Below are 17,535 nucleotides of genomic sequence, written 5' to 3' on the forward strand. Positions count from 1 at the left end.
AAGTAATAATCAATCTTAAATAGATTTGTGTTATATAGTTGAATATCGAACTGGAATGAGTTCTTTGGGGAAGTAAACCATTAGACTATCAAAACAGCATGTAAGAATTTTCAAGCTCTTGGAAAGTAGACCTAAATTAATCACTCTGGCAATCGGCACTCAAATCTCCCAAGAGGAGACAAGATTGAAGAGATTGCATACTAGAGATTTGGTCTTGAATTTTTAGTCAATGGGAGGTAACGTTATGACTGACGACAAAATGAATTCTGTAACGAGCGGAGCAAACAAACAAGAAACCGGTAGAGACATGTCGAACCGCGACTGGTGGCCGAACCATTTGAAGCTTGAGATCCTGCACCAGCATTCCTCCAAGTCCAACCCGATGGGCGAGGACTTCAATTACGCGAAGGAGTTCAAGAGCCTAGATCTGGCGGCTGTGAAAAAAGATCTTGCGGCGCTGATGACCGATTCGCAGGACTGGTGGCCGGCGGATTTTGGCCATTATGGCCCTTTGTTTATTCGCATGGCATGGCACAGCGCAGGCACTTATCGCGCCGGTGACGGCCGCGGCGGCGGCGGTAGAGGCCAGCAACGCTTCGCGCCGCTCAACAGTTGGCCGGACAATGTCAACCTGGACAAAGCGCGTCGTCTGCTCTGGCCGATCAAGCAGAAGTATGGCCGGAAAATTTCATGGGCCGACCTTATGATTCTTACGGGCAACGTCGCAATGGAAACTATGGGATTCAAAACGTTTGGTTTCGGGGGCGGTCGCGAGGACGTCTGGGAGCCGGACCAGGACGTCTATTGGGGCTCTGAGGACACGTGGCTGGGTGATGAACGCTACACCGGCGACCGGGACCTCGAAAATCCGCTCGCTGCCGTGCAGATGGGGCTGATCTATGTCAATCCGGAAGGCCCGAACGGCAATCCGGATCCGATAGCGGCGGCCAAAGATATCCGCGAGGTTTTCGCTCGCATGGCCATGAACGACGAAGAGACCGTTGCGCTCATCGCTGGCGGTCACGCCTTCGGAAAAACCCACGGTGCCGGCCCTGCGTCCCATGTCGGGCCTGAGCCAGAAGCGGCCAGTATCGAGGCGCAAGGTCTCGGTTGGAAGAGCAGCTTCGGCACTGGCAAAGGCGATGACACGATCACCGGCGGCCTGGAGGTCACCTGGACCAACACACCAACGAAGTGGAGTAACAACTTCTTCAGGATCCTGTTCGGCTACGAGTGGGAATTGACGAAGAGCCCGGCCGGTGCATATCAGTGGAAACCTAAAGGTGGCGCAGGTGCCGGCACGATTCCGGACGCCCACGACCCTTCCAAGCGTCACGCGCCAAGCATGATGACCACTGACCTTTCCTTGAGGTTCGACCCCGTCTACGAAAAGATTTCAAGGCACTTCTACGAGAACCCGGGTCAATTAGCGGACTCATTCGCCCGCGCATGGTTCAAGCTGACTCACCGCGACATGGGTCCGCGCGCCCGCTATCTCGGTCCGGAGGTTCCTGCCGAAGAGCTCATCTGGCAAGACCCAATCCCCGCGGTCAATCACGAGTTGATCGATGAGAAGGATATTGCCTTCCTCAAGGACAGGATCCTTGCCTCAGGGCTGTCGATCTCGCAACTGGTTTCGACCGCCTGGGTGTCGGCGTCCACCTTCCGTGGCTCCGACAAACGTGGCGGTGCAAACGGCGCACGAATTCGCCTCGCGCCGCAGAAGGATTGGGAAGTCAACCAACCAGCCGAACTGGCGAAAGTGCTGAACACTCTCGAGGGTATCCAGAGCGAGTTCAACAGCGCGGCCTCCGGTGGCAAGAAGGTATCGCTTGCTGACCTGATAGTTCTGGCTGGTTGTGCAGGCGTCGAGCAGGCTGCGAAGAATGCTGGTTACGATGTGACTGTTCCCTTCTTGCCGGGGCGCATGGATGCCTTGCAGGAGCAGACCGATGTTGTCTCCTTCGCTTTACTCGAACCGATCGCGGATGGCTTCCGCAACTATCTCAAGGCCCAGTACCCCTTACCGGCCGAGGAGTTGCTGGTTGACAAGGCGCAATTGCTGACTCTGACCGCACCAGAGATGACGGTGCTTGTTGGCGGCATGCGCGTGCTGAACACCAACTTCGGACATACCCAGCACGGCGTTTTTACCCAGAAGCCGGAAGCGCTAACCAACGACTTCTTCGTGAACCTGCTCGACATGGGTACGGAATGGAAGGCGGTATCGGACGTCAAGGACATATTTGAAGGGTGCGATCGCAAGACTGGCGAAGTCAAGTGGACCGGCACGCGTGTCGATCTCATCTTCGGTTCTAACTCCCAGCTCCGGGCTCTTGCCGAGGTCTACGGAAGCGCGGATGCGCAGGAGAAGTTTGTTCAGGACTTCGTGGCGGCCTGGACCAAGGTAATGAACCTTGATCGCTTCGACCTAGCCTGATCGAGTAGAAATGTCTTCAAGGGCTTGAAGATCTTCAAAACAAAAGACTTTACCCAGGCTGGAGAAAGGTATCGGTCGCTTGACAAGATAGGGCAGGAACATATGATTGGTAAACTTGTGGGCGACCTGAGCCACGTCACCATTCCAGCTATTCAGAGACGTGAAAACGAAAACTCACGGCAGGCTGATGAGACTTTGCAGCATCTGTAGATCCAGAAGGAGTTCGAGGATATATTGAAATAAGAGACTTTTTATTATTTTCTGGTTTTTCGTTTTCCCTCTATATCGTGCAAAACAATAAAATTTTAATTATATTGATATATTTTTTCTATTTATGGGAAAAGGAAACATTGCAATAGATAAATCAATGATAAAAACGATAGTTGACGGCAAAATAATAATTCCTTTGCCAAAAGTTTTGGTTGGAAATCGATACTATCCCATGTTCTCTATATTCTCCCCTACTCAGTGTGATAGTTGTGGAAGTAAATTACATGTTAACTCTCATCACACTCGTTTTATTATATCACGTTACGGCACTATATCTCTCAATGTTACATACTGGCTTTGTCCCACTTGTAAGAAACATTATCATGATCAGGTTATTGGTGTTCAGGGTTCTGCAAATTACAGTTCTGAATATTATGATACACAAATAAATGTCAGATACGATGGACGATGCAGTCTGCACAATTCTCGGCGAATTGGGGAAACATATACAGAAGGAGTAATAAATGTCTGTGGAAGAGCTCCTTGTCCCACTTCATTGTGGTTATATGAACAGAAACTAGCAAAACTTTCAAAGCAAGAACTTTTGAACCAAGGAGTTAGCTTTGAAGAAACATTGTATGTTGATGGGAATTGGATCAAGAATGGATGGAAAAAAAAGCTTGAAGAATTTATTGGAACGAAACTCACAAAGAAAGAATGGAAAAAAATGCGATATAAATCTGTTTACGTTGTTGCTACCAAAGAGAAGGTCATTTTAGATTTTGAAGTAACTGAGAGGTTACCAACAATTGAGGCTCTGATGCCTCTTTTTATACGAATAAAGAACCGATTTCCTGAAGATAAAATCAAAAAGATTGTTTCTGATGAGGATAAAGCGATCATTGGAGCCGTAAAAATGGTCTTTCCTGAAGTGACTCATTCTTTTTGTGTGTTTCATCAATTAAAAAACGTTAGTAAGAGGTATTATGAGGAATTCAGTTCTATTGAAGAGATTCCAGATAACGATAAGATTACCTACAATGAGATATCTCAATTGATACTTTCTGATACGGTTATCAGTGCTGTTGCGCATATTCAGAAGATACGAGAATTTAACTCTGATCTTGAACTTTCTGAAGCGTCTCATAAAGCGATTTCTTATGCCGAAGAGATTTTCAGCAAGAATGTGAGCTTCTTGAAAAAAGGTTTTACACCTGAGACAGATAATACAATGGAACAGATATTTTCTTTGATATGTGATATAGTAGACAAAGCGAGGTCATTCAAAACCAATAATGGACTAACTAATTTTTGTTACAATCTATTTACTTTTTTCAACAAACGGTGTTTCAGCACTGGAAAATGGAAAGGTTTCTCACCTTTAATGAGAGCAAGATTCCAATATGGATAATGCTAGAATTGGAGAATAATTAGTTCTTAAACTTGATGGCTTATAGCTGTAGCTGTCGGAAATTCCCACAAAAATAGTTCCACAATTTGGAAAATTTTGGTGGATGCTTGTGTGAATGAATCAACATTTTTAAATGAGTGAATTGATTTGCTCAAATTGGGATAAAATTTTGTGGTTGTCTTGAGATTGAAGAAAAACCAGAAAAAATTAAAAAGACTCTGAAATAAAGAAGGCTATCCTCGAATTCTCTATTTTTTATCGCGGAATTGTCCATTGATTGCACTCACTTTGGCTTCTGGGTTGCCTGATTGTTATGCTAGATTACTATTTCCGCAAGTTAACAATCTCTATGAATCAACGACCCCACTCTTGTTTTCCCGTCAGATGTCTCATAAATCCCTGGAATTGATCAAAAAACTACAGAGGCACTTTAACTCATGGGAATAAGCAAAGTTGAAGAGCTTGCGAACTGCGATATCCAGAGGCTTACTGAAAGGTTCGGGAAAATGGGTCTCCGGTTGAAACAGGCGGCACATGGTCTGGATTTCAGTGAAATTGAGGAAAGTGGGGAAGCTATAAAATCAATTATCTGGAGCAGTACTTTTAAGGAGAACACAAACGATCCAATAAAAATAGCGGGGTATTTAGAGATGCTTGCTGAGAGCGTGCACAAATCTCTCTTTAAGCATCGATTATATTTTTTAAGATCTCCGGCCCCCCTCCTTCCCAAAAATTCGGTAATTTTCGGAGGCTGGAAATGTTAAGGAAGGTATGCACTCCATCTGGAGTGAATCATTAGCTGAAGAACTTGATCTGAGTCAGAGTATCCAGTATGTATTATTATAGAACCTAATATTATAGAATGTAATATTATATCACTATAATCGATTAATATCACTATAATCGTAACTCTGGAAGGGGGAAATCCAAGAGTACAGAATCGAAAGCGAGGGGATGCCATTGACGAAAGTTGTAGAGATCTCTCCAACCACTAGACATGAAGGCCACTCCAAGCTCACCCTGAAGGTGAATGATCAGGGTATCGTCGAGCGAGGAGACTGGCTCTCTATCACCCCGGTAAGGGGTATTGAGAAACTCGCCATAGGTAAGACGATGGAACAGGTTCCGAAGATTGCATCTCGGGTCTGTGGTATCTGTCCCATCCCCCACACCCTGGCAAGCATCGAGGCTATGGAGGCCTCTATCGGCTGCGAGATCCCCACGGACGTAAAGCTCCTGCGGGTCATTCTCCATGCCGCGAACCGCCTCCACAGCCACGCCCTGCACAATATCCTGATCCTTCCGGACTTTTACATCCCCGGGACGGAGACGAAGATCAACCCGTTTTCCAAGGAGCAGCCTTTAAGGAGCGTTGCGGTGAGAATTTTCCGCATTCGTGAGATTGCACAGACCATTATAGCCGTCGCAGGCGGCGAGGCGATCCACCCCTCCAACCCGAGGGTCGGCGGGATGTACCGCAACGTGAGCCCCCGGGCAAAGCAGAAGATGGCCGACCTGGCAAAGGAAGGCCTCGTCCTTGCCCACGAACAGATGGAGTTCATGCTCGAGGTCATCAGGAACATGCAGAATAGGGGGTTCACCGATGTCGCGGGCAAGGAGATCCCGATTCCCAGAAATCTAGGGTACCACAACCAGGGGGTTATGGCCACAGCCCCTATGTACGGCTCATCCAGTCTGGACGAGAAGCCCATGTGGGACTTTGCCCGGTGGAAAGATACCCGACCATGGGATTGGTACATGGGTGAGGTTACCATCGATCTTGAGGATCCGAGCTACCCGATAGGCGGCACCACGAAGGTCGGCACTAAAGCCAATCCCCGGATGGAGGCCTGCAACACCGTTCCGACCTACGACGGCCAGCCGGTTGAGGTCGGTCCGAGAGCAAGACTCGCTACTTTCAAGAACTTCACCGAGAAGGGCACCTTCGCCCAGCACATCGCCAGGCAGCTGGAGTACCCCAACTGCTTCTACACCATCCTCAAGTGCCTTGACAATCTGGATACTTCGGGAAAGGTCCTCGCCGACCACATCCCTCAGGGAGACGGGTCCATGGGCTGGGCTGCAAACGAGGCCCCGCGCGGGACCGATGTCCACATCGCACGGGTGAAGGACGGGCGGGTGCTGTGGTATGAGATGCTTGTACCCACAACCTGGAACCTCCCGACCTGTAGCCGCGCTCTGACGGGAGCGCCCTGGCAGATCGCCGAGATGGTTGTCCGGGCCTATGACCCGTGCGTTGCGTGCGCAACCCACATGATCGTAACGGACGAGGAGAACAGGATAGTTGCCAAGAAGCTCCTCCAGTGGTGAAGGGAAATGGATTCGCTGTACTCCGAGATCGTGGTGGCAGGCTGTGGCACCCCGCTCTATGCGGACGATGGGTTCGGACCCGCAGTCGTGGAGAGTCTCAAGGGACTTGAGCTTCCCGAGAACGTCACGGTCGTTGACGCAGGGCTCGGAGGTCCCCATTTTGTCTTTACCCTCCTCAATCCCGAGTCCACGAAGACTCTTATCATCGTGGACATTGCGGACTTCGGAGGGGAACCCGGCGAACTCAGGTGGCTTGCCGTTGACGAGCTCCCCGTCGGGAGCTACCGGGACGCCCACTCCTGGGATCTGGCCGAGCCACTCCAGTACATTAAGGATGATATCCGGATCCGGGTCCTTGCATGCCAGAAGAAGTACGTTTCTACCCCTGAGATGGTCATCGGGATTACAGATGAGGTGCAGAGAGCCATTCCGGACGCTGTATCCGAGATACTGAAGGAAATCGGGATGAATTATGGAACTGCTTAAGAAGGTGGAAGCTACAAAGGAGGCGAAACCAGTGGCAAACAAGATCAAGCTCGGGCATGTACACTTTAGCGGCTGTACCGGCTGCCTTGTGTCCGTGGCCGATATCTACCAGGGACTTCTCAAAATCCTGGACGACTACGCCGACCTCGTCTACGCCCTCACGCTTGTCGACGTCCGACATATCCCGGAGATGGACGTGGCGCTTGTCGAGGGGTCGGTCTGCATCCAGGACCGTGAATCGGTGGAGGATATCAAGGAGACGCGGAAGAAGTCCAGGATCGTGGTGGCTCTCGGCTCCTGTGCGACCTACGGGAACATCACCCGGTTCTGCCGCGGAGGGCAGCACAACCAGCCCCAGCATGAGTCCTTCCTCCCTATCGGGGATCTCATCGACGTGGATGTCTACATCCCCGGATGCCCTCCAAGCCCGGAGCTAATAAGGAACGTCACTGTCATGGCGTACCTGTTCCTGGAAGGGAATGAGGAACAGAAGGCCCTTGCAGGCAGGTACTTAAAGCCCCTCATGGCCCTTGCGAAGCGTGGCACAACCGGATGCTTCTGCGACCTGATGAACGACGTGATCAACCAGGGCCTCTGCATAGGCTGTGGCACCTGCGCTGCATCCTGTCCCGTGCGGGCGATCACCCACGAGTTCGGGAAGCCGCAGGGTGACCTTAACCTCTGCGTCAAGTGCGGGTCCTGCTATGGCGCCTGCCCGAGGTCGTTTTTCAACTTCGACGTGATTCCTGAATTCGAGAGCATCAGCGAGCTAATCGCAGACGCGCTTAGGTGAGGTGAGAAAGATGGTTTCGGATCCGTATCTCGGAAAATACACAACCTGCATCTCGGCACGGAGCACGGACAGGGAGATCCTGAAGAAGGCACAGGACGGCGGCATCGCCACCACTCTCATGGTCTATGCCCTCGAAGAGGGGATAATCGACGGGGTCATTGTGGCAGGTGAGGGCGACCTGCCCTGGAAGCCCAGGCCATTCGTCGCGATGAGCCGCAAGGATATCCTCAAGGCACAGAAGGCTAAGTACAACATCAGCCCCCAGATCTCCTGGATCAAAGAGGCGACCCGGTCCTTCGGCCTCGACAAGGTCGGGGTCACCGGCGTCTGCTGCCAGATACAGGCTGTCAGGAAGGCCCAGCTATATCCTATCAACATGCGGGATGTCCCCGGCAAGATCGCGTTCGTAGTAGGGCTCTTCTGCATGGAGAACTTCCTGTACGATTCCATACAGGCCATTGTCGAGGACCACACGAACCAGAGCCTCAGCTCCGTAAAGAAGATGAGGATCGGGAAGGGTAAGTTCCAGGTCTACACCGAGCGTGGGAACGTAGCCACCGCGCCGCTCCAAGCGACCCATAAATACGGGCAGCCCGGCTGCTACGTCTGCCTCGATTATGTCTCAAACCTCGGCGACATCTCAACCGGCTCGGTCGGAAGCCCCGACGGCTGGTCCACGGTCTTCGTCCGCACCAGGGTGGGGAATGACATCTGGTCCAAAGCAGTCGACGCAGGCCTTTTTGAGACTAAGCCCATCGAGGAGGTCAAACCCGGCCTGGAGCTCGTCATGAAGCTTGCGAAGATAAAGCTCGACGGGAACCGGAAGACACTCGAGGAACGCAGGAATTTCGGTGTTAATAAGGCGTTAAGGGATCCTTACGCCTGAATTTATCTTTTTTTCGTCATAGAAATTATTCGGCGTTATTGCACCAAAAAAAGAGATGGGAGGTTCTCATCCTCAAATTCTGATTTCCAACTCTGTAACTTATCTATCGAGCTATAGCGGCTGAGAGATGCCGAATCTATGGGAGTGGAGTCTCTTCAAATATTGTACTTGGGAATTAAAGAATAGAATTTCAGTGTCAATAATTCCTATGCAACACAAACTCATAATCATACCTAAAAAGTACTAGGAACCATTTTTCACATATAAAAATAATAATGTGAATCAAGTTCTGAGAATTTTTGTGCCTCAGTTTCACTCATTACTTGACCAACTTTCCTTGAGACTGATATAGTAACAGGCATTCTTGAGTACACAAAAGTATTGTTCCAGTCTAATTTAGTAAATGATAATATTTCCTTGCATACTTGAACCAATGAAGTGTCTAAATTGAAAGGCCTTATCTCCAAGGCTCTTGGAATTGAAAAACCAGGATAAGTGTTTAAAGAAGGGACAAAGCCTGTTGAAAATAAGAAACCCGATGTATCATCTTCAAGTGACAGTAATGTTCCTCTCAAAATAGGATATCGGCCTTGGGTGAATAGTTTTAAACTTGACTCTAGTATCGTAATAAAATCCTTTTGAGGAACATTTTTTGTGGCTTCACGAAAGCCTTCTAACTCATCATTCCAGAAGTTAGAACTTTTATGAACTACGACCCTGTTTGGATTTTGTCGTCTTATTGATCTGTAATGTTCCAAAACGTAATTCATTAAATTGTAGGCGTCATCTTTAGATAAATGGGGACTTTTAGGATGCTTCATATTAGTCCAATTAAAAGAGTCTCCTCTTAATACAAAACTTTCTCCTGTATCTAAAAAAATTTGAGCTAAGCTAGCCCTTCTAGTTTCTTTACCCTTCTCATTAAAAAAAGAAATACCAACATAGCATGTGTTTTCCTCTAAGTGCGTAAGTTTCCAAGGATGTCCTTTTTGGCATTTGTATAACATACCAACTACAAGATTCCAAGCAACTATGCATCTCTCTTGTGTTCCGTCTAACAAAAGTGTTTCTGGTCTAACGATTTGAGATGGGATCTTTTGTTGCATGGCCAGTAGCTTAATTCTATTGCGAAAATCATCAATCCCAACTTTAATCAAAGGTTTATCTGTTTCTGAGCATTCACAAATAGTATAAAATTCTTGTGGAAAACTGATTAAAATTATGTCAGGAGGAGTTTCTTTTTCATAAATTAGTTTTAATTTTCTTTTTATTAGGTTCAAAGCCGCTTCTGAAGAAGAATTTGCTGCTTGTAGTTTATCTAAATCAGTAGGCTCTATTATTGATTCCCATTCTGGATTAAAAACAAACCTGAATTTTAACTTTGAATTCGAATTCAAACCTGGAAATGGTATTTTCCAAGGTTTTATTTCTCCTAAAGGTAATATTTTATACTGAAGGGTTTCAAATAACTCCTTTGTCAGAGCAATAGATTTGGAAGAACCAATAATTCCTACTTTAAATTCTCTAAAATCATTATTTTTACTACCTGAGAAGCGGGGACCATATTTTGTTAGCCCAATGCACGGATTTAAAGATGTTCCTCCACTATTAAACAACAGCTTTGGCTCTTTAATGTAATCTACTTTAAACCCTTTCATTTCATTCCTCGAAATAATCAGTCAACTTTGGATAATAATTGTCTTCGTAGTCAAAATTCTCATCGAATATTTCTCCACTCTCCACTTTGCAGGGCATCTCAAATATCATTCTCTCAAAAGTAAATTGATTTTTATAATTAAACTGGTTAAAATCAAGTATATTTGAATTGGAAATCTGTAAACCTATAGCCTTCAATAAAAAGTACATTTTACTTTTCTCAGGATCATTAAACGCTTTTGTGGGAGGGAACTTATAATTCAGCCTTTTTGCGTGTTCACCAGTTATTATATTTTTCCCGTCAGTACTAAATAATCTATAGTTGTCAAATAGTACAAAAAAATGTCCATTAAGTACCATCGTCCTGAATTTCAAAGCCCTATGAACAATGAAATTTATGGAGCCGTCTTCTTTGAAATAAATTCTTGATAAGTACCTTAACTTTTCATTTTCAACTTTAATTTTTGATATTGCACAATCAAAGTCTGTATGTGGTTTATACAAACTTTTTCCAAAGAGACGAAAACCTTGCTCTGAAGCTTTTTGAATTATTTGAGTTCGAATCAGTTGGGATATCAAGCTATTCTTATCGGTAGACTCAAGCCCTATGTCACAAAAGTTAATTTTCCGGTAAGAGTTAATTTCACAATAGTCTGACAACAAATTTTCGGGAATTTCTCTAATTGAATATAAAATTCCTTTGAATGGAACATGAAATTTCGAGGAATTATTTCCCCAATATGAGTTTAAATCAACTTGAGACTTCAGCTCTGCTAAACAAATAGATTCTGGGAATGATTTCACTAAATAGCAGTTACTATCCAACTTCTCGGGTTGAAAGACTAAATTCTCAGTTTCTTCTAAGTAGTCTGCTCCAGAATCATAAACATTATCTTCTCTAATTTGCTCGATTTTTTGGAATAATTTAACATAACTCGCTTGATAGACTTTTGTGGAATTGATAAATTTTATAAAGGATCCATAATTTGAATCTTGTAATTCTGTGACCCTTTTAATCTTATCGTAAAAATGGCGCAGTTCTTCCTCAGATTGAATTGACAAATCGAATATTTTTTTCCATTTGTTTATATTAGCTACCTCTCTAACAAATATAAACAGATTGAATTCTTCTTTTAAACTGCTCATGAAATATTTAGCGAATTCCTTTAGAAAATCTGTATCGCTTAAACTCAGTTTTGTCTCTTTGACTTCTACAACTGTTCTTTTATATCCATCAAGTTTTGGATTTCTAAATACTTTATCTGAGAAAATACCCTCAATATTTGAGTCGTGTTCCAAGTGATAACCTTGCAAGTTTAGGAATTCGATTATTTTCTTCCCATATTCTTTACTATTTTGTGTTGTAGCTTCGCGCTCTCCTTCCAAATTTATAAACGGCATTCTGCTCCCTTCATAACTTTTTAGGAGAAATCATTGAGTTAATTAGGTAATATAATTATAATCATGAAATGTAAGCACTTCACTAACATCAAAAATTCATAATATTATAAAGACAACTCTAATATTTATAATGGTAGTAATTGTATTCGAAAACATTTTTGCTAACAAAAAGTAATGTTTTGCTATCGTAGGCGCAGCGTCAAGATGTAAAAGGTAAAGTTATAATCATAAGGTTCCTTGGTGCTTATTAACCTAATTATGAGGATAAATACTGCTAATATTGTACCATCTGTAACGCGTTTTATGAATCTACTGATTCTACTTCGCTTTTTTTGCCCGTTTCCGCCCGATATCTTCTCCTTTCGCGAGCATGCGGGCGTGGAGGGAAGTTTTAAGATGAGTCTAAAAAAGCTTATTTTAAGCAGATTGTTAAAGCTGAGAAAGTAAAAGCATGAGTAACTTTATCAGTTTTTCAATTGTCATAATATAAATGCTATAATTGCTATAGTAACTATTATGTCAGAAACTACAACTATACAGATATCTAAAGACACCCGTGATGAGTTAAAAGCCATTGGGAAAATGGGGGATGACTACAATACAGTTATACGAAAATTGATCCATGAACACAACTGCAATAAACTTATAGAAGAAGGCGATAGGCTCATAAGAGAACATCGTGATGAGTTCGTGAGCATCGATGAGCTTTAAAGTTCTGATCCACCCTAAGGTCTTCGAAAAGGTTCCTGTAGATCGTAGGGATCAAATAAAAGATGCCCTTCAAGAACTAAAAGACCCCTTGCCAGGGGGAAACAAAAAAGAAGTAAAAGGAAGTCACAAAACTGTCTATCGGCTTCGTATAGGCGATTTTCGTATTTTATACGAAATTGATTTTGAACGAAGCGAGGTTCTTGTTTTTAATATAATAACGGCTGAACAGGCGCATAAGAAGTACAACCGTTTTAAATAATCCCTAAACGTTTTTTTCTCACGATTGAAAAGAGGCAGAAAAGTGTGAGAGTCAGAACGTCGAAGACATAATAAAGATACATCCGAAGAGGCGAGGGCTCACTTCATCCTCATCATGTGCACTCTTCTTGGGATCCTGGCTGTTTTCTCCTCTTCGGGCTACTGGGTTACTCTCTTCCTCTCTCCCTCTCTTCCTCTCTTCCTGGACTATATGAACCTCTCATGGCTTCTCCTTATCTTTTTTTGCCAGCATCTGCCCGATATCTTCTCCTTTCGTTAGCATACGGGCGTGGAGGGAAGTTTCAGATTAATTGAATTTACTCAAATCAAGCTTGAAAACGCTATTGGAAATATGTCTTAGTAAATCGGAGGAAAATTTAAGCTTCCGGTTAAATAAGGTTATACGGAATTAAGACTAATTGATATTTATGGGATCAACAGCAGAAATCGAGAAGAGACTTATCGAACTCGATAAGGAAATTCATTCCATCCTCAACATGGTTAGAAAAAAAGAAGGAAAAAGCTCAAAGGAAATTGTAGAATCGGCCTGTGGGGCATGGGGTTACGATGTAGAGAGTGAAGAGTTTGTTGACCAGCTGAGGAAATCTTCACGTCTGGATTGGGTAGAATGAAATTTTTTGTAGACACATCGATATTTGTTGACTGTCTTCGAAAAGAGGTCATTCCGTCTTCCAAAAGCTTTCTGGAACGTATCGGAGATGAATATTCAGGTTATACGTCATCAATTACCGTCGCCGAACTGAGTGTTGGCGCTCACCTTTCAAGATCCCAGGATGCCCTTGAAAAAACACTTGAACTACTTAATATTGTAGAAGTAATAGATCTTGATTCGAGAATAGCAATAGATGCAGGGAAAATTTATGCTGATCTCATCAGAAGCGGAAAGAGAATTGAGTTGAATGACTGCCTGATTGCAGCAACAGCCCTTTCTCTAGGCATAAATAGAGAATAGTAACCAGAAACAAAAAACATTTCATTCGAATAGAAGATATTGAAGCAGTAACTCCTGAAGAGACTTGGATTTAATCTTGATCCAACCAATTGAAAACTTGATTTCAAAACCCCTACTATTTTCTATTCTTCGATTTTCTTTCGAGTTCATGCTAAACAATACCGAATACAACTGGTAATTTAGACATTGGAGACTTCCACGAGGGTCAGGTAAGGTTTGGATACTTGTTGCGAAAGGTCTTCAGTCCCAAAGCTCTCAATGTACAGCTCTATAGCTTCTTTAATATTTTCTTCGGTTTCTTCAAGGGTTTCACCCTGAGAAGTCACATTGAGTTCAGGACATCTTGCAATAAAAAAGTCATCTTCTTTTGTTATAGCTACGAGAAATTGTCTCATGGTCTACTCCAAGTCTGGTTTTCACATGTTTTTCTTCAAATATTTGTTGCGATTCTATTTTATATTGGCGTAGAAACTGTCCAGTCAGGTAGTGTGCTTAGTTTACAAAACTTGCTTTATACCATTAATTTTAGAGAGATTGAAACTCAATTTATTTTTGTGTGTAGGTTTTACCATAAAATCTGTGCATATTCATGGTTGAGTTTTTAGGTTCTGTCCTTCTTTTTTGACAGTGGGACCGTCCGGTATCTGCTCACTTCGTGGGCATGCGGGCGTGGGGGGACGTTTTAAAATGAATTTTTAAAAAAAATTGAAAACTCTTTCATAATCAACAAGGTGCTGCTTGATCCCTACACCTAAAACTCTCCTATTTTTCACCGTTGAAATTATTAGCGTTATCTACACGAACATGGGGTGGAGTAGAGTTCATCCCGGGATGATGAATCTTAAAGCAAAATAATTTTAGGATTGAACAATCTGTCTCTTGTAATAAATTATTGAGAATGATGGCTTAAAAGTTATGAAAGAATAATGAACAGTAATTTGGAGAGAGATAAGACGAAAAAAAACATATGGTTCGTGATTGCCTCGTTGAGTTATATTATAGCAATTGGTTTTATTATTGCATATTTTATCGGTGGATACTTTCCCTATATAGTTATAGCTGTGATGTGGGCGTGTATAGGAAGTCTGGATATACAGTACTTCTCTAATTTTCATTTCCTCATAAACGAGGCTGTTCGATACCTTTATATGTGATAAAATCTGCCTCCGTATGTCTTTTCCGCCATATAAATCTGGATATGCCCCTAAAATTGAATTAAAGGCAAAAGAATGTATTGATGCCGTATTAAGACCTCTCAATGACCATGTAACCATAAAGATCAATGGTTCCCTTACAAGTGAAGACGTTTTTCGTACTGTTGTAAGTATGGCAGTCAACAGGAATTCTGTTCATTCAGTCTCAACACAGTATCAGGATGTTGCTTGTGAAACCTCTCTTCGATACCACCTTAAGAAACTGGATATGGATGAACTGATCAAATCGAATGAAAAGATTCTCCTTCAAGAACTAATAGAAACCCTAAAAACAGGTAAAAGCTACGAATTCGCTGTCGATTATACCAATGATCCCTATTACGGGAAAAAAGATTCATCTAACGAGAAATATGTAATAGGTGGACAGGCTAAAAAGTCAACAAACTCATTTTACTCGTATGTCTCCCTTTATATCATTAACAAAACTGAGAGGTTTACCTTATCAGTTCTTCCTGTCGAAAAGAAAAAGACAAAGGTTGAATATCTCTCCCATTTCATTGATCTCATCAAAAGACTGGACTTTAAAATTAAAATTCTCTGCCTGGATAGAGAGTTTTGTACTATTGACGTTTTTAAATTTTTGCAAAGTAAGCAGATTCCACACATCGTTCCGGTTATTAAAAAAGGAGAGCGGATGAAGAAACTACTTAAGGGAAATAAGGCGCGTAATGAACAATATGTTATGGGGAACTCTAAGAAAAATATTCTTTTGGACATTGTAATTGACGTCAAGTATCTGAAAGGCAAAAGAGGAAAAAAGGGACGTAAGAACCTTGGTTTTGTGGTTTTTGGAGTCAAATGGTCTCCAAGAAAGGTCAGTACGGTTTACAGAAGAAGATTTGCTATTGAATCGTCGTACAGGATGAGAAATGTAGTTAAACCAAAGACCTCATCCAAAAACGCCAGTATCAGGTACTTTTATGCACTGATATCTTTCCTGTTAAAAAACGTATGGCTATTTCTTCAGAAAAAGCATTTTACGATTGTCAAAAGAGGCCCTCAGGTAATAGATGAGGACAAGTTCAGATTTAGAATGTTTGTAGTTCTAATTGAGGAATGGTTGAAAAGAAAGTTGAGAGTTAGGTTAATGGTGGAGTGTTTGAGGTAAATGAAGGTGAGTGAAAGGTGGAGGAGAGATTTTTAGCGAAGTACTGATATAGTACTTGGTATACTTAGCAGGAGAAAAGAAAAATGAACGATGAAAGCGAGACAGGACTAAATAGTCGCTCCAGGGCAGTGTAGCTTTGGTTGAAACTCCATAGATGCTGCGACTTCAGTCGTGGGAGCTGTCGCTTCTGAAGCATTCCTGGATAAAATCCATATTGACATTACTTTCGGATAATAGCCCAGCAATCAACCCTTGAGATTTGAATGAGATTGAGATATTCAAATAAGAAATTTGGGAACTGGATAGATATTTATTACCTGCAAGCTCATTTTAATACTCTTTAAGGCTCTTTTTATAATATATTTAAAATAATGTCCATGGATAGTTAGAATATCACCCGTTTGTAAGGCGGGATCATTTACTCTTTCCTATCCCTCGCCGTCAGGCGGAATGCTAGTTTTTTCTAATACTAGCAAAAACACTAAAGTTTGCCACGGCGCCAGCTAATTTTCAAAGCTAATTAGCAAAAGCTTAATGCTATATTATATTTACAACTTATTATAATTATCGTAGTCGTAAATACGAAAATCAGTATAGAACTATAAATCAGTATAGAACTATAAATCAGTATAGAACTATAAATCAGTATAGAACTATAATCAGTATAGAACTATAATACGAACGCATAACGATGAGGCGCTGAGCAAGGATATATCCCTTACAGTAGGTTTTAATCTTTCTAATGAAAACGCATTTATGCAAAATCCGTAATCAGCGTCTGCCCCTTATTCCTTTCCCTTAGTCTTGAAACCCCTACATCCACAAGCCTTATTTTTTGACTTCCGATAAACTCAGAAAGTAGCTGCATATCTGTCCTCCTAATTACGAAGATATCTGAAGTCCAGACCGGGATAGTCTTTGAGCGTGTATGTAGAGAAATCATTATAACGAACTTTTATTTTACAGCTTTAGGGAGAGCTTTCATATATCCGTGTATGACAGAATAAACAAATGTTTTTGCAATAAAAATTTAATTTCAAGACCCCCTCTAAGCTGGTTTACGATAACAGTTTATTATTAATATACTCAGAGTTATGAATAAATACGGAAAGATAGATTCAAATATAGATACAATACTTGCATTCTTAATAATAAAAATAGTATGGGTAAACCAGAAAGTATTACACCACGATTCGGCATAGACATTGTAAAACCATGAACTGTTATACATATTATACAGATTATAAAAAAATAGCGGGATAAATAAAGCAAAAAACAATTTTAAGTAACTCGATTTACTCATACGGTGTCTTTCTTTTCTTGTCATCCTACAGTATAAATATAAAATAAATAATACAAATAATGCTACAATAACAATGTAAACAACCGGTATCCCGTATAATGCTACAGTATGACTCGTTGTTACAGCATGACTCGTAACTTCTATTTCTCCTGTACCAGAACCAATGATTGCACTTTCATTGTCCACGCTTCCTTATATGTTTTGAAAAGTTAAAAGATTTTTTGTTTCACCCAGCACCCTTAGACTTGATAAACCTTATTTTATCTCCAGTGGAAAAGTGAGATTTAGAAATCCGTAATCATCGTCTGTCTCTGATCCCTCTCCCTCAGTCTTGAAACCGTCAGTTGAGCTGAT

The 17,535-nt window shown here is 42.7% G+C and carries 17 protein-coding genes; 13 read left to right on the top strand and 4 right to left on the bottom strand.

The window, feature by feature from the left end; all coding sequences use genetic code 11:
- The first annotated feature begins 244 nt into the window (after window positions 1–244).
- The 8 genes from katG (at window position 245) to frhB (ending at window position 8,557) form a co-directional block, all read left to right on the top strand.
- Window positions 245–2,440, top strand: a complete 2,196-nt coding sequence (gene katG / locus MA_RS05060; RefSeq protein WP_281085471.1) for a catalase/peroxidase HPI — start codon at window positions 245–247, stop codon at window positions 2,438–2,440.
- Window positions 2,441–2,464: 24 nt separating this feature from the next.
- A complete protein-coding gene (locus tag MA_RS05065) occupies window positions 2,465–2,650 on the top strand; it encodes a catalase-related domain-containing protein (protein WP_048065014.1) in 186 nt (61 codons plus the stop codon).
- A 124-nt stretch (window positions 2,651–2,774) separates the two neighbouring features.
- Window positions 2,775–4,061, top strand: a complete 1,287-nt coding sequence (locus tag MA_RS05070) for a transposase (RefSeq protein WP_011021010.1) — start codon at window positions 2,775–2,777, stop codon at window positions 4,059–4,061.
- A gap of 437 nt (window positions 4,062–4,498) precedes the next feature.
- Window positions 4,499–4,825, top strand: coding sequence for a DNA polymerase Y family protein (locus MA_RS05075; RefSeq protein WP_011021011.1), 327 nt, complete (start codon window positions 4,499–4,501; stop codon window positions 4,823–4,825).
- Between the two features lie 190 nt (window positions 4,826–5,015).
- Complete coding sequence (gene frhA, locus MA_RS05080; RefSeq protein WP_226990767.1) at window positions 5,016–6,392, top strand: coenzyme F420 hydrogenase subunit alpha; 1,377 nt, start codon at window positions 5,016–5,018, stop codon at window positions 6,390–6,392.
- A 6-nt stretch (window positions 6,393–6,398) separates the two neighbouring features.
- Complete coding sequence (frhD, locus tag MA_RS05085; protein WP_011021013.1) at window positions 6,399–6,878, top strand: coenzyme F420-reducing hydrogenase, FrhD protein; 480 nt, start codon at window positions 6,399–6,401, stop codon at window positions 6,876–6,878.
- A complete protein-coding gene (gene frhG, locus MA_RS05090) occupies window positions 6,865–7,671 on the top strand; it encodes a coenzyme F420 hydrogenase subunit gamma (protein ID WP_048065016.1) in 807 nt (268 codons plus the stop codon). Before frhD ends, frhG begins: the two co-directional genes overlap by 14 nt.
- Before the next feature lie 10 nt (window positions 7,672–7,681).
- Window positions 7,682–8,557, top strand: a complete 876-nt coding sequence (frhB, locus tag MA_RS05095) for a coenzyme F420 hydrogenase subunit beta (RefSeq protein WP_011021015.1) — start codon at window positions 7,682–7,684, stop codon at window positions 8,555–8,557.
- 257 nt (window positions 8,558–8,814) lie between these two features.
- Here frhB and MA_RS05100 read toward each other — a convergent pair whose 3' ends face one another.
- Both MA_RS05100 and MA_RS05105 read right to left on the bottom strand, forming a co-directional pair.
- A complete protein-coding gene (locus MA_RS05100) occupies window positions 8,815–10,215 on the bottom strand; it encodes an argonaute/piwi family protein (protein ID WP_011021016.1) in 1,401 nt (466 codons plus the stop codon).
- Window position 10,216: 1 nt separating this feature from the next.
- On the bottom strand, window positions 10,217–11,614 hold the full coding sequence (locus MA_RS05105) for a hypothetical protein (protein ID WP_011021017.1): 1,398 nt from the start codon (window positions 11,612–11,614) through the stop codon (window positions 10,217–10,219).
- A gap of 516 nt (window positions 11,615–12,130) precedes the next feature.
- On the opposite strand from MA_RS05105, the gene MA_RS05110 reads away from it, so the two are divergent.
- The 4 genes from MA_RS05110 to MA_RS05125 all read left to right on the top strand — a co-directional run bounded on the left by MA_RS05110 (window position 12,131) and on the right by MA_RS05125 (window position 13,556).
- Window positions 12,131–12,325, top strand: a complete 195-nt coding sequence (locus tag MA_RS05110; protein ID WP_048065017.1) for a hypothetical protein — start codon at window positions 12,131–12,133, stop codon at window positions 12,323–12,325.
- Entirely contained in the window at window positions 12,315–12,584 is a 270-nt protein-coding gene (locus MA_RS05115) for a type II toxin-antitoxin system RelE family toxin (RefSeq protein WP_011021018.1), read from the top strand. Before MA_RS05110 ends, MA_RS05115 begins: the two co-directional genes overlap by 11 nt.
- A gap of 427 nt (window positions 12,585–13,011) precedes the next feature.
- The gene (locus tag MA_RS05120; protein WP_048065018.1) at window positions 13,012–13,215 is read left to right on the top strand and encodes a hypothetical protein; all 204 of its coding nucleotides are present in this window, start codon (window positions 13,012–13,014) and stop codon (window positions 13,213–13,215) included.
- Window positions 13,212–13,556, top strand: coding sequence for a type II toxin-antitoxin system VapC family toxin (locus MA_RS05125; RefSeq protein WP_048065019.1), 345 nt, complete (start codon window positions 13,212–13,214; stop codon window positions 13,554–13,556). Before MA_RS05120 ends, MA_RS05125 begins: the two co-directional genes overlap by 4 nt.
- Window positions 13,557–13,735: 179 nt before the next feature.
- On the opposite strand, the gene MA_RS05130 is transcribed toward MA_RS05125, so the two are convergent.
- Window positions 13,736–13,951 carry a type II toxin-antitoxin system HicB family antitoxin gene (locus tag MA_RS05130; protein WP_048065020.1) on the bottom strand — a complete coding sequence of 72 codons (216 nt, stop codon included), beginning with the start codon at window positions 13,949–13,951 and terminating at the stop codon, window positions 13,736–13,738.
- A gap of 775 nt (window positions 13,952–14,726) precedes the next feature.
- On the opposite strand from MA_RS05130, the gene MA_RS05140 reads away from it, so the two are divergent.
- Window positions 14,727–15,878 (top strand): ISH3 family transposase, encoded by a 1,152-nt coding sequence (locus MA_RS05140; protein ID WP_011021021.1) that lies wholly within the window; start codon window positions 14,727–14,729, stop codon window positions 15,876–15,878.
- A gap of 754 nt (window positions 15,879–16,632) precedes the next feature.
- Here the strand turns inward: MA_RS05140 and MA_RS29625 are convergent.
- Entirely contained in the window at window positions 16,633–16,821 is a 189-nt protein-coding gene (locus MA_RS29625; RefSeq protein WP_345939368.1) for a hypothetical protein, read from the bottom strand.
- Window positions 16,822–17,535: the final 714 nt, after the last annotated feature.

Source organism: Methanosarcina acetivorans C2A, assembly GCF_000007345.1.
GTDB lineage: Archaea > Halobacteriota > Methanosarcinia > Methanosarcinales > Methanosarcinaceae > Methanosarcina > Methanosarcina acetivorans.

Coding starts and splice junctions, on each gene's coding strand:
- MA_RS05140 (WP_011021021.1), top strand. CDS start 14,727: ATGTCTTTTCCGCCATATAAATCTGGATATGCCCCTAAAATTGAATTA.
- MA_RS05100 (WP_011021016.1), bottom strand. CDS start 10,215: ATGAAAGGGTTTAAAGTAGATTACATTAAAGAGCCAAAGCTGTTGTTT.
- frhB (WP_011021015.1), top strand. CDS start 7,682: ATGGTTTCGGATCCGTATCTCGGAAAATACACAACCTGCATCTCGGCA.
- frhD (WP_011021013.1), top strand. CDS start 6,399: ATGGATTCGCTGTACTCCGAGATCGTGGTGGCAGGCTGTGGCACCCCG.
- MA_RS05130 (WP_048065020.1), bottom strand. CDS start 13,951: ATGAGACAATTTCTCGTAGCTATAACAAAAGAAGATGACTTTTTTATT.
- MA_RS05125 (WP_048065019.1), top strand. CDS start 13,212: ATGAAATTTTTTGTAGACACATCGATATTTGTTGACTGTCTTCGAAAA.
- MA_RS05110 (WP_048065017.1), top strand. CDS start 12,131: ATGTCAGAAACTACAACTATACAGATATCTAAAGACACCCGTGATGAG.
- MA_RS05075 (WP_011021011.1), top strand. CDS start 4,499: ATGGGAATAAGCAAAGTTGAAGAGCTTGCGAACTGCGATATCCAGAGG.
- MA_RS29625 (WP_345939368.1), bottom strand. CDS start 16,821: ATGATTTCTCTACATACACGCTCAAAGACTATCCCGGTCTGGACTTCA.
- frhG (WP_048065016.1), top strand. CDS start 6,865: ATGGAACTGCTTAAGAAGGTGGAAGCTACAAAGGAGGCGAAACCAGTG.
- frhA (WP_226990767.1), top strand. CDS start 5,016: ATGCCATTGACGAAAGTTGTAGAGATCTCTCCAACCACTAGACATGAA.
- MA_RS05070 (WP_011021010.1), top strand. CDS start 2,775: ATGGGAAAAGGAAACATTGCAATAGATAAATCAATGATAAAAACGATA.
- katG (WP_281085471.1), top strand. CDS start 245: ATGACTGACGACAAAATGAATTCTGTAACGAGCGGAGCAAACAAACAA.
- MA_RS05115 (WP_011021018.1), top strand. CDS start 12,315: ATGAGCTTTAAAGTTCTGATCCACCCTAAGGTCTTCGAAAAGGTTCCT.
- MA_RS05105 (WP_011021017.1), bottom strand. CDS start 11,614: ATGCCGTTTATAAATTTGGAAGGAGAGCGCGAAGCTACAACACAAAAT.
- MA_RS05120 (WP_048065018.1), top strand. CDS start 13,012: ATGGGATCAACAGCAGAAATCGAGAAGAGACTTATCGAACTCGATAAG.